Origin of the sequence: Nocardioides immobilis (assembly GCF_003515065.1) — a bacterium.
In the GTDB taxonomy this organism is placed as follows: Bacteria; Actinomycetota; Actinomycetes; order Propionibacteriales; family Nocardioidaceae; genus Nocardioides; species Nocardioides immobilis.
The window spans coordinates 256,124-270,772 of record NZ_QXGH01000009.1; the positions used below are offsets into that span (position 1 = coordinate 256,124).

Annotated in this window: 13 protein-coding genes; all 13 read right to left on the reverse strand. The window is 71.2% G+C overall.

The window, feature by feature from the left end; all coding sequences use genetic code 11:
• Positions 1 to 3: 3 nt before the first annotated feature.
• The 13 genes from D0Z08_RS02165 to D0Z08_RS02225 all read right to left on the reverse strand — a co-directional run bounded on the left by D0Z08_RS02165 (position 4) and on the right by D0Z08_RS02225 (position 14,621).
• Positions 4 to 1,215, reverse strand: a complete 1,212-nt coding sequence (locus tag D0Z08_RS02165; RefSeq protein WP_118922733.1) for a winged helix-turn-helix domain-containing protein — start codon at positions 1,213 to 1,215, stop codon at positions 4 to 6.
• Positions 1,216 to 1,402: 187 nt separating this feature from the next.
• Positions 1,403 to 2,065, reverse strand: coding sequence for a response regulator (locus tag D0Z08_RS02170; RefSeq protein ID WP_245993538.1), 663 nt, complete (start codon positions 2,063 to 2,065; stop codon positions 1,403 to 1,405).
• 72 nt (positions 2,066 to 2,137) lie between these two features.
• The gene (gene hpf / locus D0Z08_RS02175; protein ID WP_118922166.1) at positions 2,138 to 2,770 is read right to left on the reverse strand and encodes a ribosome hibernation-promoting factor, HPF/YfiA family; all 633 of its coding nucleotides are present in this window, start codon (positions 2,768 to 2,770) and stop codon (positions 2,138 to 2,140) included.
• A gap of 409 nt (positions 2,771 to 3,179) precedes the next feature.
• Complete coding sequence (locus D0Z08_RS02180) at positions 3,180 to 3,905, reverse strand: ComF family protein (protein ID WP_245993541.1); 726 nt, start codon at positions 3,903 to 3,905, stop codon at positions 3,180 to 3,182.
• Positions 3,906 to 3,974: 69 nt separating this feature from the next.
• A complete protein-coding gene (locus D0Z08_RS02185) occupies positions 3,975 to 5,720 on the reverse strand; it encodes an LpqB family beta-propeller domain-containing protein (RefSeq protein WP_118922168.1) in 1,746 nt (581 codons plus the stop codon).
• Positions 5,717 to 7,399, reverse strand: coding sequence for an MtrAB system histidine kinase MtrB (gene mtrB / locus D0Z08_RS02190; RefSeq protein WP_245993546.1), 1,683 nt, complete (start codon positions 7,397 to 7,399; stop codon positions 5,717 to 5,719). Before mtrB ends, D0Z08_RS02185 begins: the two co-directional genes overlap by 4 nt.
• Positions 7,400 to 7,424: 25 nt before the next feature.
• Complete coding sequence (mtrA, locus tag D0Z08_RS02195; protein WP_118922170.1) at positions 7,425 to 8,129, reverse strand: MtrAB system response regulator MtrA; 705 nt, start codon at positions 8,127 to 8,129, stop codon at positions 7,425 to 7,427.
• A gap of 135 nt (positions 8,130 to 8,264) precedes the next feature.
• On the reverse strand, positions 8,265 to 9,716 hold the full coding sequence (ahcY, locus tag D0Z08_RS02200; RefSeq protein ID WP_118922172.1) for an adenosylhomocysteinase: 1,452 nt from the start codon (positions 9,714 to 9,716) through the stop codon (positions 8,265 to 8,267).
• Positions 9,717 to 9,844: 128 nt separating this feature from the next.
• Positions 9,845 to 10,849 carry a DUF808 domain-containing protein gene (locus D0Z08_RS02205; protein ID WP_118922174.1) on the reverse strand — a complete coding sequence of 335 codons (1,005 nt, stop codon included), beginning with the start codon at positions 10,847 to 10,849 and terminating at the stop codon, positions 9,845 to 9,847.
• Positions 10,846 to 11,937: an acyltransferase family protein gene (locus D0Z08_RS02210; protein ID WP_118922176.1), complete on the reverse strand. Its 1,092-nt coding sequence runs from the start codon at positions 11,935 to 11,937 to the stop codon at positions 10,846 to 10,848. Before D0Z08_RS02210 ends, D0Z08_RS02205 begins: the two co-directional genes overlap by 4 nt.
• Before the next feature lie 59 nt (positions 11,938 to 11,996).
• Complete coding sequence (locus D0Z08_RS02215; RefSeq protein WP_118922178.1) at positions 11,997 to 13,031, reverse strand: SIS domain-containing protein; 1,035 nt, start codon at positions 13,029 to 13,031, stop codon at positions 11,997 to 11,999.
• 25 nt (positions 13,032 to 13,056) lie between these two features.
• On the reverse strand, positions 13,057 to 13,245 hold the full coding sequence (locus tag D0Z08_RS02220) for a Trm112 family protein (protein WP_118922180.1): 189 nt from the start codon (positions 13,243 to 13,245) through the stop codon (positions 13,057 to 13,059).
• Positions 13,242 to 14,621, reverse strand: coding sequence for a phosphomannomutase/phosphoglucomutase (locus D0Z08_RS02225; protein WP_182481098.1), 1,380 nt, complete (start codon positions 14,619 to 14,621; stop codon positions 13,242 to 13,244). The genes D0Z08_RS02220 and D0Z08_RS02225 overlap by 4 nt, the downstream gene beginning before the upstream one ends.
• Positions 14,622 to 14,649: the final 28 nt, after the last annotated feature.

The window sequence follows — 14,649 nt, forward strand, 5'->3', positions numbered from 1 at the left end:
GGGTCATCCTGACGCCACTGCTTCCCCTGCGTCGACCTCTGCGGCCAGCGCCGGCGCGAGGTCACCCCGGGGCGCGACGACCACGTCGTCGAGCCCCAGCCAGCCCGCGAGTTGCCACAGCTCGGCCGCCAGCTCGGCCGCGGTCCCGGGTGGTGCGGCCGGTTCGGCGTACGCCCCCTTCACGAGCAGCACGCCCGTCGCGCGGTCGGCCTTGAGGTCGACCCGCGCGACGACCCGGTCCCCGAGGAGGAACGGCAGCACGTAGTAGCCGTGCACACGCTTCGCGGCCGGGGTGTAGATCTCGATCCGGTAGTGGAAGTCGAAGAGCGCCTCGCTGCGGTCGCGCTCCCACACCACCGGGTCGAACGGGCTCAGCAACGCACGGGCCCCGACCCGGCGGGGCAGCCGCGCGTCGCGGTGGAGGTACGCCGGGCGGCGCCAGCCTTCGACGCTCACCCGCTCGAGCTCGCCCGCGGCCACCAGCTCCTCGGCCGCGGCCCGGGCGGGGGCGACCTTGATCCGGTAGTAGTCGGCCAGGCAGTTGGCGCTGGCGACGCCGTGGGAGCGGGCGGCCCGCCGTACCAGCTCGAGGACCGCCTCGTCCTCCGTCAGTGCCGGCGCGGCCAGCACCTCCGGTGGCAGCACGCGCTCGGGCAGGTCGTAGCGCACCTCGAACTGGCCGTTGCGGCCGGCGATGGCGAGCTCGCCGGTCATGTAGAGCAGGTCGAGCGCCTTGCGCGCCGCCGACCAGTTCCAGCCCCAGTTGCCCTTCACGCGCGGGGTGCCGTCGTCGAGGTCGCGGGCGGTGAGCGGCCCGCGGCTCTCGACCTCCTTGAGCACCTGCTGGCGGAGCATCGGCTCGATGCCCGGCCACCACTTGAACTCGCGGTCGGCGTAGTGGGCCATCCGGAACCGCATCACCGGCCAGCGCTCGACCGGCATGAAGGCCTGCACGTGAGCCCAGTACTCCACGACCCGTCGTGGCCGCCCCTCGGACGCCCGCCGCAGCAGGTCGACGTCGTACGGCCCCATCCGCGAGTAGAGCGGCATGTAGTGGGCGCGCTGCAGCACGTTGACCGAGTCGACCTGGAGGACGCCCGTGCGCGCCAGCGTGCGCTGGAAGGTGCGCATCGTCGGCACCTCGTGCCGCTTGTCGGCGAACCCCTGCGCGGCGAGCGCGATCCGGCGGGCCTGCGCGAGGGAGAGCGACTGCACGACGCTCACCCTAGGCAGCGCCGCCGACACCCCCGCGAAGTGTCAGTGCTGGTCGCTCGAAGTGTCACTCCTGGTCGCGCGAAGTGTCAGTGCTGGTCGCTCGAAGTTTCAGTGTTCGACGGAACAACCTCGACACTTCGTGCAGCCAAGATCGACACCTCGAGGAGCCAACCTTGACACTTCGCGGCTACTCGAGCTCGACGAGCTTCTCCCGTACGGCGTACATGACCGCCTCCATGCGCGAGTGCAGCTGCAGCTTCTCCAGCATGTTGCGCACGTGGTTCTTGACCGTGTTCTCGCTGATCGCCAGGCGGTGCGCGACGTCGCGGTTGCTGAGGCCCTTGGCGACCAGGCGGAGCACGTCGAGCTCGCGCTCGGTCAGCTTCAGTGCCGGTCCCGTCGACCGGTCCGGGCGCGACATCGTCTTGAACTCGTCGATGAGCTTGGCCGCCATCGACGGGCTGATCAGCGACTGGCCCTCGGCCACGACGCGGATGCCCTGGGCGACCTCCTCGATCGAGGAGTCCTTGAGCAGGTAGCCCGAGGCGCCGTTCTTGACGGCCTCGTAGAGGTCGGCCTCCTCGTCGGAGACCGTGAGCATGACGATCTTCGTGGTCGGCGACGCCGCCTTGATCGCCACGCACGCCTCGATGCCGGACTGCTTCGGCATCCGGACGTCGAGGAGCACCACGTCGGGTGCGGTGCTCACCGCGAGCGCGGTGCCCTCGCTGCCGTCGCTCGCCTCGCCGACGACCTCGATGCCCGACTCGACGCCGAGCAACATGGTCAGGCCACGACGGAACAGCTCATGGTCGTCGACCACGAGAACGCGTACTGGCTCGTCTCCCACCCGAGCATCATGGCACGCACCGGCTCCGAAAGGCCCGCGCCCCCGGCCCCGTGAGCCTCTGCGGGGTATCCGCTAGGACCCGAGGTCGAGCGAGATCACGCCGTAGTCGTAGCCCTTGCGCCGGTAGACGACCGCCGGCCGCTCGCTCTCCTTGTCGACGTACAGGTAGAAGTCGTGGCCCACGAGCTCCATCTCGTAGAGCGCCTGGTCGAGCGTCATCGGGCTCGCAGGGTGGGTCTTCTCCCGCACGACCAGCGGGCCGTCGCCGGTCACCGCGATCGGTCCCACCTGGCGCTCCTCGACGGTGTCGATCGTCTCCACGGTCGCGCTCTCCGACGTCAGGCCGGCCACCGGCAGACCGGCGAGGGCCTGACCGACCGACACCGGTGCCCGGCGTCCGCGGTGGACGCGGCGGCGGTCCGCCGCTCGCCGCATCTGGGCGGCCATCTTGTCCAGCGCGAGGTCCAGCGCGGCCATCTTGTCGTCGGCGGCTGCCTCGGCGCGGATCACCGGGCCCTTGGAGAACGCCGTGAGCTCGACGTGGACGGCATGGTCGTGCTGGCGCGGATTGGGTTCGGAGTCGACCTCGACGTGGACCCGGATGATCCGATGATCGTGCTTCTCCAACCTCGCCAGCTTTTCGGCTGCGTGTCCGCGAAAGCGGTCCGAGATCTCGCAGTGCCGTCCGGTGACCACGACGTCCATCAGATACCTCCAAATGGTTGGTGATGGGACATGTATTCAGCTGTTCCGCGCCCTGGGCGCGGACGATCAAGGCGCGGAGAAGCGCGCAGGGTCCAAGGAGTCCGCCCGGCCGACCTGGTTTTCGTCCCCACACCCGCCTGCTGGGGCGTTGCGGCTTGGTGCCACTGCGACCCTCTCCCGCGTTCGGCCACATCTGGTGGCCGGCGAGGGGCAGGACTTACGACTAAGCCGCACCGTGATCGTCGACGCGTGCGTCGACTTACGTGGACCGTTTCGCCTGCGACTGGCCTCGGCTTGTCGTGGGGCGCCCGGAGTGACCCGCGGCGTCCCGACGACGCAACCACGGACCCGGGCGGACTCCATGATGAGACGTTAGTCGGTCATCGAAGGGCTTGAAAGGGTTCAGCGATTATTCCAACCCTTGGTCCCTCGGGCGGTGGCGTCGGACGGTCGCCGCGACGGCGGCGACCCCGAGGACGACGATTCCGGCGGCTTCGAGCGCGCGCTGCGCCTCGCGCGCGGTGGCACCGGTCGTGATCACGTCGTCGCAGATCAGGACGTGGGCACGACTGCCGGAGTGGCGTCGTACGGCGCGCGCGGGGCTGGCCATCGACCCCGCGAGGTTCGCGCGCCGTCCCTCGGCGTCGAGCCCGGCCTGGTCGGCCACCCCGGGGCGGGTGCGCAGCAGTCGGCCGACGGTGACCTGCCGGTCGGCGGCCGCACCGAGGGTCCGCGCGGCGCGGCGGGTCATGGCCAGGGTCGGGTCGTGGCCGCGGGCGCGGACAGCGGAAGGCCGCGACGGTACCGGGACGAGGAGCAGCGGCGCGGCACTGCCGACCCCGCCCGACTCCGTCGCGGCGAGCACGGAGGTGGCCAGCAGGTCGCCGAGCGGTCCGGTCAGGCCCAGCAGGCGGTGCTCCTTGTGCCCGACGACCATCGACCGGAGGGTCGCGTCGTAGGGGCCGGTGGCGAAGGGCGGTGCCAACCCGACCGGAGCCGGGGTCGGCCACGCCAGCGTGGCGGACCTCGGCAGCCCGCCGCGGCAGACCGCGCAGAGGACCCGGCCGGGCTCGGCGCAGCCGACGCAGGCCGAGCCGAGCAGCAGGTCCGCGCCCGCGTCGAGGAGCGTGCTCACCAGGATCACCTCGACGATCCGACCAGACCGGCGTACGGCGGACAACCGACGCCTCGCGGCCTGTGGAGTTCAGCCCGCGTAGTCGACGTCGAGGACCCGGGTCGCGTCGAGCCGCTCGCCGCAGGCACTCAGGTTCGCGCAGGTGCGGATGTCGATGATCGCCTCACGCGTCACGGCGTACACCGGCGTCTCCGGATAGGGCTCGCCGGCGAGCCCGAGAACCTTCCCGGCCACCATCGTCGAGAGGGTGTCCACCCCGACGGTCGCGCCGTCGACGGCGAAGGTCTCGACCTCGAACAGCTCTCCCGCGGGCGAGAGCACCGAGATCTGTGCGGCTGCGGTCCACGCGAGGTCGATGGGGTGCCGGCCGGGGAGCGTCCGGATGACCGAGGAGTCGACAACCCGGTCGACCTGTCCGTCGAGGCCGAGCACGACCCGGGCGGTGACGATCCGGTCGCCGCCGGGCCGATTGACGAGGGCGACCAGCCGGGTGCCGTCGCGGGAGACGAGGATCCGTCGGGCGTCGGTGTGGCTCACTCCGGGCACGCGCACCGGGCGGACGCCGACCCCGTCGTCCGAGACCAGCACCCGCGCGCCCTCCGGCCCGCGCTCGAGGATCCACAGCCGCCCGGACGCGTCCCAGGAGGGCTGGGCGACGTCGGTCCCGTCGGGAACGAGCGTCCGGACCGCCGATCTGCGGCCGGGAGACCGGAGCCGCGCGACGACGACTCGCCGTCGGTTCGCGCTGACGGCAGCCACCCGGTCGCCGACGGGCGCCACTGCGACGGAGTCGAACCGGTTGCGCTTGCGGCCGAGCGGGCCGTCCACGACCCGGAGGTCGTCGACCGAGCCGGACACGACCCGGCCCCGCCGCAGGCCGTAGAGGACGCCTGCGGAGCCGGTAGCCGCGGGGTCGTACGCCGCGGCAGACCCCACGTCGTACTCGGTCGCCGCCCCGGGTGGCTCGACCTCCTCACCGCCGATCGTCACCCGCAGCGCCTTGATCGACGGCTCCTGGGCGAGCGTGGCGGCGAGCTGGGCCAAGATGAGCTCGGCCGAGGCGGCCGACGTCCGTGGCGCGTTGCCCTGGAGGTCGAGCGTGGCGATGCCGTCGATGACCGGCACGGAGAGCCCGACGCTGAGACCGGCCGGGATGAACGTCCGTACGACGCCGTGCAGCCGGGACGGCGGACCGGCGAGGAGGGCACCCGCCAGGTTGGTCGCGAACGTCTCCCCCACCGGCACGAACACCGGCTCGGGCACCAGCACCTGGGCCGCCGGGTCGAAGTAGTAGAGCGAGGCCTGTTGGTAGCGCTCGTCGAACCAGGTCGAGCGCACGACGAGAGCGTCCATCGGGTCGAGGATCCGGAACTCGCCGTCCTCGATGGTCAGCTGGTAGCGCAGCGTGCTGCGACCCGGCGGCAGGGCCCCACGCCAGCTCCCGGAGTCGTCGAGCAGCGTCGCGTCCCGCATCCGGATGGTGACCGAGCTGCCGTCCTCGCGCGGCGGCGCGAGCTCCCCGTAGATCACGGTCGCGTCCGGGCTCCACTCCTCGGCCGCGTCGTCGGTGAGGTACTCCTTCGCGACGCTGGTCGCGATCGGCCAGCCCATCATCGCGTCGAGGAACCCGTTGACGATCTCGAGCCGGGAGTCGCCCGGCTGGGGCGGCCGCGGGTCGAACGACGACACCTGGTCCTCGTTGCGCTCGCCGGCGACCTCGGCCTCGACGACGGGCCCCTCGCTCGGGAGCCCGACGCAGCCGGTGAGGAGGGTCGCCAGGACGAGCGCGAGCGCCAGCGGCCGAGCCCCGTTCATGACGGCACTCCCCGGCTGGGCTCCCGGCCCGGGTTCGGCGCCGGAGTGTCGTCGTCCGGTCCGGCGTCCGCGTCGGCCTCGTCGACCGGCGCGAGCGGCAACGGGCTGTGGCGCAGGGCGGTGCCGGCGATCCGCGGCAGGGTGAGCCGGAACTGGGCACCGTCCCCAGGGCGGCCCCACGCCTGGAGCCAGCCGCCGTGGAGGTGGGCGTCCTCGAGGGAGATCGCGAGGCCGAGACCGGTGCCGCCACTGCTGCGCGCGCGGGCCGGGTCGGAGCGCCAGAACCGGTTGAAGACCATCGCGGACTCCCCCGGCGCCAGCCCGACCCCGCGGTCGCGGACCGTCACCGCAGCGGCGTGCTCGTCAGCAGCCATCCGTACGACGATCGGCCGGTCCAGGTCGTCGGGGAAGGCGTGGTCGATCGCATTGGTGACGAGGTTGCGCAGGATCCGCTCCACGCGGCGTGGGTCGACCTGGGCCCGCACCGGCTGGGCGGGCTGCTCGACGACGACGAGGACGCCGCGCTGGTCGGCGAGCGGCCGGGCGGCGTCGACCACGCGGTGGGCGATGTCGAGGAGGTTGATGTCCTCGACGTCGAGGAGCGCCGCACCGGCGTCGAACCGGCTGATCTCGAGGAGGTCGACCAGGAGCGTCTCGAAGCGGTCGAGCTCGGCCTGCAGGAGCTCGGCGGCGCGCGCCGTCGCGGGGTCGAAGTCGCGGCGGGCATCGTGCAGCACGTCACCGGCCATCCGCACGGTGGTCAGCGGCGTGCGGAGCTCGTGCGACACGTCGGAGACGAACCGTCGCTGCACCCAGCTCAGCTCCTCGAGCTGCCGGATCTGGCGCTGGAGGTTGGACGCCATCTGGTTGAACGAGTGGGCGAGCCGGGCGAGGTCGTCCTCGCCGGTGACGCGGAGCCGCTCCTGCAGCCGCCCGGCCGCGAGCCGCTCCGCCACCCGGCGGGCCATCCGCACCGGCGTCACCACCTGCCGGGTCACCAGCCAGGTGATGCCGGCGACCAGCACGAGCAACAGCCCGGCAGCGGTGAGCAGCGCCCGGGTGACCAGGTCGAGCGTCTCCTCCTCCTCGGTCAGCGGGAAGAGGAAGTAGATCGTGTAGGTCTGGCCGTCGGCCGGAAGCTGCACCTGCGAGCCCACGACGACGCCCGGCTCGGACACGGTGCTGCCGTCCGGGAGCGTGCGCACGATCTCGGTGTAGGTCCACGCCGTCGACCGGTTGGCGTCCTCGAAGTGCGCCTGCAGCCGCCGCGGCACGCTGGACACGGCGAGCCCGGTCGTGCGGTAGGCACCACCGTCCGACAGCCTGGTCTCACTGTCCGCCGGGCCGCCGAGCACGACGCCGTAGCCGCGGCTCTCCCCCTCCAGGATGATCGGGTCGATCAGGTCGGCCCGCTGGACGCTCGCGTTGTCCTCGGCGCCCGAGGCCGCCGAGAGCCGGTCGCGGGCGGCCGCCACCTCGGCCTCGACCTCTCCGACCACGACGTCCACCCGGTGCCGGAGCAGGCCGTCGCGGGTCTGCTGGAGCAGGAACCACCCGACCGCGCTGATCACGATCGCCGACATCACCAGGGTGCTGACGACCACCCGGGCCTGGATCGAGCGCCGCCAGAAGGTGAGCGCCCTTCGGAGCCCGAGGGGAACCGTGATCCTCAGGGCCACTACGCCTCCACGAGGAAGAACATGCCTAGCTGCCGGCCTTGTAGCCGACGCCGCGGACGGTCAGGACGATCTCGGGGTGCTCGGGGTCGTGCTCGACCTTGGAGCGCAGGCGCTGGACGTGCACGTTGACCAACCGGGTGTCGGCGGCGTGGTGGTAGCCCCACACTTCCTCCAGCAGCACCTGGCGGGTGAAGACCTGCCACGGCCGGCGTGCCAGGCACAGCAGCAGGTCGAACTCCAGCGGCGTCAGCGGGATCTCGTCCCCGTCGCGGGTGACGCTGTGTCCCGCAACATCGATGGTGAGGTCCTTGAGGGTGAGCGTCTCGGACGCCACGTTGTCGGTGCGGCGTACCCGCGCCCGGATCCGGGCGATGAGCTCCTTCGGCTTGAACGGCTTGACGACGTAGTCGTCGGCACCGGACTCGAGCCCGACGACGACGTCGACGGTGTCGCCCTTGGCGGTGAGCATGACGATCGGTACGCCGGACTCGGCGCGGATCTCCTTGCAGACGTCGATGCCGTCGCGGCCGGGCAGCATCAGGTCCAGCAGCACCACGTCGGGCCGGTAGTCGCGGAAGGCCGCGAGGGCCGCGTCTCCGCGGCCGCAGACCTGGCTGTCGAACCCTTCCTGGCGCAGCACGATGCCCAGCATCTCTGCGAGCGGGGCGTCGTCGTCGACGACGAGAACGCGACCCTTCGTCGCGTACGACGACGCACCGATCTGACTCATGGGCTCATCGTAGGCGGCAGGACGCGCGAAGCCCCGCACCCGGTGAGGGGTGCGGGGCTCCGACGCAACCGCAAGCCGCCAAGCAGCCTGTCGTGGTATCTACGTCAACCGCGTGCGCGGCTCGCGCAATCCGACTCAGTAGCGGTAGTGGTCCGACTTGTACGGGCCCTCGACCGGCACGCCGAGGTAGTCGGCCTGCTCCTGGGTCAGCTCGGTCAGCTCGACGCCGAGGGCGTCGAGGTGCAGGCGAGCGACCTCCTCGTCGAGGTGCTTGGGCAGGACGTAGACGCCCACCGGGTACTCGTCGGTCTTGGTGTAGAGCTCGACCTGGGCGAGCACCTGGTTGGTGAAGGAGTTCGACATCACGAACGACGGGTGGCCGGTCGCGTTGCCGAGGTTCAGCAGGCGGCCCTCGGACAGCACGATGATCTTCTTGCCATCCTCGAAGATCCACTGGTGGACCTGCGGCTTGATCTCGTCCTTGACGATGCCCGGGATCTTGGCCAGGCCGGCCATGTCGATCTCGTTGTCGAAGTGGCCGATGTTGCCGACGATCGCCTGGTGCTTCATCTTCTTGAAGTGCTCGACCCCGATGATGTTGAAGTTGCCGGTGGTCGTGATGAAGATGTCGGCGGTCTCGACGACAGACTCGAGGCGCTTGACCTCGTAGCCGTCCATGGCCGCCTGCAGCGCGCAGATCGGGTCGATCTCGGTGATGATCACGCGCGCACCCTGGCCGCGGAGCGACTCGGCGGAGCCCTTGCCCACGTCGCCGTAGCCGCAGACGACCGCGACCTTGCCGCCGATCATCACGTCGGTGCCACGGTTGATGCCGTCGATGAGCGAGTGGCGGCAGCCGTACTTGTTGTCGAACTTCGACTTCGTGACGGAGTCGTTGACGTTGATGGCCGGGAAGAGGAGCGAGCCCTCCTTGAACCGGTCGTAGAGACGCAGCACACCGGTGGTGGTCTCCTCGGTGACGCCCAAGATGGAGTTGGCGATGTTGGTCCAGTGCGTCGGGTTGTTCTCGAGCGAACGGGCCAGGACGCGCAGGACCTCCTTGTACTCCTCGTTGTCGGTCGAGTCCTGGCCGGGGACCGCACCGGCCTTCTCGAACTCCACGCCCTTGTGGAGGAGCATGGTGATGTCGCCGCCGTCGTCGAGCAGCATGTTCGGGCCGATCAGGTTGCCGGCCTCGTCCTTGAAGTCGAAGACCTTCTCGGCCTCGTCCCAGTACTCGCCGAGGGTCTCGCCCTTCCACGCGAACACCGGCGTGCCCTGAGGATTGTCGACGGAGCCTCCGCTGCTGGGAGGGCCGACGACGACGGCCGCAGCAGCGTGGTCCTGCGTGGAGAAGATGTTGCAGGTGGCCCAGCGCACGTCGGCGCCGAGCGCGACCAGCGTCTCGATGAGCACACCGGTCTGGATGGTCATGTGCAGCGAGCCCGCGATACGCGCCCCGGCCAGGGGCTTGGAGTCGCCGTAGCGCGCCCGCATCTCCATCAGGCCCGGCATCTCGTGCTCGGCGAGCGAGAGCTCCTTGCGGCCGTAGTCGGCCAGGCTCAGGTCAGCAACCTTGTAGTCCATGAAAGTTCTTCCTCGATGACGTCCGGAGGCGGTCTCTGCGGCGCATCTGCGCTTCGTCGGGATCTCCCGCACAGGACGCCGCCCACCCTACAAGCGGTGTGTGACGCCCGGGGAATCCTTGGTCGAACTCACTGGTCCGGGTGGCTGTCGTCCTGCTTGACCGGTCGCTCGACGGCGTCCGGCTCCGCGTGCTCACCGCCGTGTCCGAACGGCAGCAGCTGGATCACGGCCACGACGACCGCACCGACGAGGAGCCCCGCCACCGCGGAGAAGAAGGTGTTGACCGACCACGCGAGCGTCGGTCCGAGCACGGCCACGTCGACCGCGTGGTGGACGTCCTCCTCGAGGTGGTGGACCCAGTCGTACGGCGCGTGCCACCAGCCGACCTCCGCCAGGTTGACGAGCAGGATGTGCCCACCGACCCAGAGCATCGCGACGGTGCCGACGACCGAGATGACCGCCAGCAGCTTCGGCATCGCGGCCACCAGGCCGTGACCGAACCGCTGCGCGAACGCCGACGGCCGCTGGGTCAGCAGGAGGCCGGCGTCGTCCATCTTCACGATGAGGGCGACGACGCCGTACACCGCGATCGTGATCACGAACGCGACGACCACCAGGATCGCCAGCCGCGACCAGAAGCTCTCGTCCGCCACCTCGTCGAGCGCGATCACCATGATCTCAGCCGAGAGGATCAGGTCGGTCCGGACAGCGCCGGCGACCATCTCCTTCTCCGCCTCGGGGCTGATCTCGGAGACCGGGATGTCGTGGTCGTGGTGCCCCGCGACCATGCCCCAGACCTTGTGCGCGCCCTCGTAGGCAAGGAAGGTGCCGCCGATCATCAAGATGATCGGCAGCAGGTCCGGCAGCCACTGGCTGAGCGCGAGCGCGGCCGGGAGGATGATCAGCAGCTTGTTGCGGATCGAGCCGATCGCGATCCGCTTGACGATCGGCAGCTCACGCTCCGCGGCGATGCCGTGGACGTACTGGGGCGTCACCGCCGTGTCGTCGACGACCACGCCGGCCGCCTTCGTCGTCGCGCGACCGGCCGCCGCGCCCACGTCGTCGACCGACGCCGCGGCCAGCTTCGCGATCGCGGCGACGTCGTCGAGAAGCCCGAAGAGACCGGCGCTCATCGGGCGGCCATCTGGTTCTGCATGGCCGGAAGGGTACCGGGGTCCTGCGCGACGACCGTCAGCTCGACCGCCTGTTGCACCTGCTGCTCGGCGTGCCCGAACGGGTCGACGACCAGCTCGAGCCGGCGAGCGACCGGACGGGCGGCGAGGCCGATCGCCAGCAGGGCGCCGACGACGACGGTGACCGGCAGCGCCTGGGCGGGATGCTGGGCGGCCCAGTCGTCGAACCCGGCATACCCGAGTCCCAGGACGACGAAGCCGTGACAGAGGTAGACGACGAGCGTCGCGGACCCCATCCGGGTGAACCAGCCGTCGACCCGAGGGACGAGGGCGAGGAACGCCAGCCCGGCCGCCCCACCGACCGCGAGCACGCCGAGCCGGGTGAGGGCGCCCTCGGTGTCGGTCGCGCCGAGGTCGGCGTACGGCACCGAGTAGTAGAGCCACTGGGTGCCGGCCAGGTCGTCGGAGCGCGCGCTCAGCAGCCACACGCCCCCGAGCACGGCACCGGCCTGCCAGCGGACCGCGGGACCCCGGAGCAGCTCGAGGCGGTCGGACGTCGTGTGCAGGCCCAGCACGAAGAACGGAAGGAACCCGAGCACCCGGGCGAGATCGAGGAAGCGGACCGTGTCGGCGTCCATCGTGCCGGCGGCCAGGCTCACCAGCACGGCGACCAGCACGGCGAGGACGGCCGGCAGGGCGAGGAACAGCGGCGTGAGCAGTCGCCAGCACGCGAGCGCCGCGAGGAACCACAGCGGCCAGTGCGGGTCGGTGAAGAGGTCCTCGAGCCGCTCCCCTCCGACGTGGAGCCGGAAGAGCGCCAAGAGGCACTCGAAGACGACGTACGGCACGACGACGGTGCGGACCAGCTGCCACAGGCGCTCGGGCGAGTAGTCGAACGTCCGGGTCAGGTAGCCGGCGATGAACACGAAGGCCGGCATGTGCCACGCGTAGAGGAAGTCGTACATCCGGCTGTTGAGCTCGTCCGGCGGCAACAGCTCCCAGGCATGGCCGATCACGACCAGCGTGACCAGGGCCATCTTGGCGTTGTCCAGCCACGGGTCCCGAGCGATCCGTTGGGGGGAGGGCATCCCCTCCTTGGTACCCGGGTCGGCGAGGTCCAGCCAAATCGTCTGACAGACCGGGAGGGTCAGTCCTCGACGAGCCCGAGGCGGAGGTACTCCGCGGCGTAGGTGCCGTTGAGCAGCAGGGAGGCGTAGCGGGCGACCTCGCCGTCGGCCTCGGTGGTGACCGACACCACACGGACGTCACGGGCCCGGGCCGCCTCCTCGAGGCGGCGGCGGTGGTCGTGGACGACCGGGTCCTCGGCGCCGTCGTCGAGGACCAGCAGGACGGGGCGTCGCTCGCTCCCCTGGCGCCCGCCGTCGGCGTACGGGTCGGCGAAGACGTTGCGCGGGCGGGCCGCCTCGATGACCGGCAGCAGGTGCTCGGCGTCGCCGGCGACCGCGGCCCGGCCCGACGTACGACGGATCGACTCGGCGACCCTCCGCGCGGCCCGCGCGGCGAGCACCGACCCGCCCCAGACGACCGGGGCTGCGTCGGCGAGCGCGATGGCGAGCATCTTCGCGGGATTGATCGAGATGTCCCGCTCCGGTGAGCAGTCGATCGCGACGGTGTCGAGCGCCTCGGCAACGGCGTCCGGGTCGGACGAGGGTCCGAGATCGACCTGGTGCAGGAACGACAGCATGGCGACGGCGGTCGCGAGCTGGTCACCGGTGCTCGTCGGGAGGATCGTGGTCCAGCGACCGGCGGCGTGCTGGGCGACGGTCGACTCGGCCGGGCAAGCCACCACCACCTGGCAGCCCCGGCGGGCCGCCTCGGCGACCGCAGAGGCGGTGCCGGTGTCCGAGCCGTCGGGTGCCAGCACGACCACCAGGTCGAGGCTGCCGGCCCAGCCGGGCAGGCCGGCCGACGGCCAGGCGACGAACGGCACCGGGCACCACGGCTCCAGCACGGCACGCAGCAGGCGGGAGTCGGGGCCGGCTGCGATCACGGCCCGCGGCCGGGCGTCCGAGGCCCGGCCGACCGCCTCGGCGATCGCGTCGGTGGCGGCGCCGGCCTCGCGGCGGATCCGCGCGCCGGACTCGGCCAGGGTGCGCAGCCGGAGGTCGGCGCTACCGAGCGCGATCTCGTCGTCGAGACGGGACTCGTCGAACCAGGTCATCGGACAGCCCTCATGTCAGCTCGGATCAGCGCGTGGAACGGGCCTCGTCCACGAGAAGCACCGGGATGCCGTCGCGGACCGGATAAGCCAGGCCACAGCCCTGGCAGACGAGCTCGGGCTGGTCACCCTCGGCGAGCGCGAGGTCGCCGTGACAGGCCGGGCAGACGATGATCGCGAGCAGCTCCGGCGCCACACCGACACCCTCGGCGCTCATCGCCCACCCCTGATGATCGTGAGCACCTCGTCGCGGATCGCGGCCATGGTGGTGGAGTCCTTCCCCTCGGCATTGAGACGCAGCAGCGGCTCGGTGTTGGACGCCCGCACGTTGAACGCCCAGTCGGCAGCGACCACGCTGAGGCCGTCGAGGTGGTCCACCTCGACGTCATCGCGGTCGCCGTACGTCGCGTCCAGCTCGGCGAGCACCGCCAGCTGGTCGGTGACCTCGGTGTTGATCTCGCCGCTCATCGGGTAGCGCTCGTACTCCGCGAGCAGGGCCGACAGCGGCTGGTCGGTCCCGGCGAGCGCCGCCAGTGCGTGCAGCGCGGCGAGCATCCCGGAGTCCGCGCGCCAGAAGTCGCGGAAGTAGAAGTGACCGCTGTGCTCGCCGCCGAAGATCGCGTCGGTCTCGGCCATCGTCGCCTTGATGAACGAGTGACCCACGCGCGTGCGGACCGGCTTGCCGCCGAGCTCGGCGACGATCTCGGGCACCGCGCGGCTCGTGATCAGGTTGTGGATGATCGTCGAGCCCGGCTCCTTGGCGAGCTCGCGGGCCGCGATCAGCGCGGTCAGCGTGGACGGCGACACCGCCCGCCCGCGCTCGTCGACGAGGAAGCAGCGGTCCGCGTCGCCGTCGAAGGCGAGCCCGATGTCGGCCTTCTCCGCCAGGACCCGCTGCTGCAGGTCGACCAGGTTGGCCTCGTCGATCGGGTTGGCCTCGTGGTTGGGGAAGGTGCCGTCGAGCTCGAAGTACATCGGGACCAGCTCGACCTGGTCGGCGAGCCGCTCGAAGACGGCGGGCGCGGTGTGACCGGCCATGCCGTTGCCGGCGTCGACGACGACCTTCAGCTTGCGGCCGGCGACGGGGGCGAGCGCGAGCAGGTGGGCGGCGTACGCCTGGAGGACGTCGTGGCTGGAGATCGACCCGCTCCGCGTCGCCGTCACCGCCGGGCCCTTGACCACGAGGTCGCGGATCTCGGCGAGCCCGCTCTCGAGGCCGACCGGCTGCGCGTGGGCACGGCACATCTTGATCCCGTTGTACTGCGCCGGGTTGTGGCTCGCCGTGAACATGGCGCCGGGCAGCCCGAGGTGGCCGGACGCGAAGTAGAGCTGGTCGGTGGACGCGAGGCCGATCATGGTGACGTCGGCGCCGGCGCTGGTCGCGCCGTCGGCGAACGCGCCGGCGAGGCCGGGCGAGCTCGGCCGCATGTCGTAGCCGATCACCATCGACGTCACTCCCAGCACCTTGACATAGGCCTGGCCGGCGGTCCGGGCGAAGTCCTCGTCGAGCTGGTCCGGCACCGTCCCGCGGACGTCGTAGGCCTTGAAGACCGCGTTGACGTTGTCAAGCAGGGTCGTCGGGGTCGTCGACATGACCGCAAACCTAGTGGATCGGCTCGCT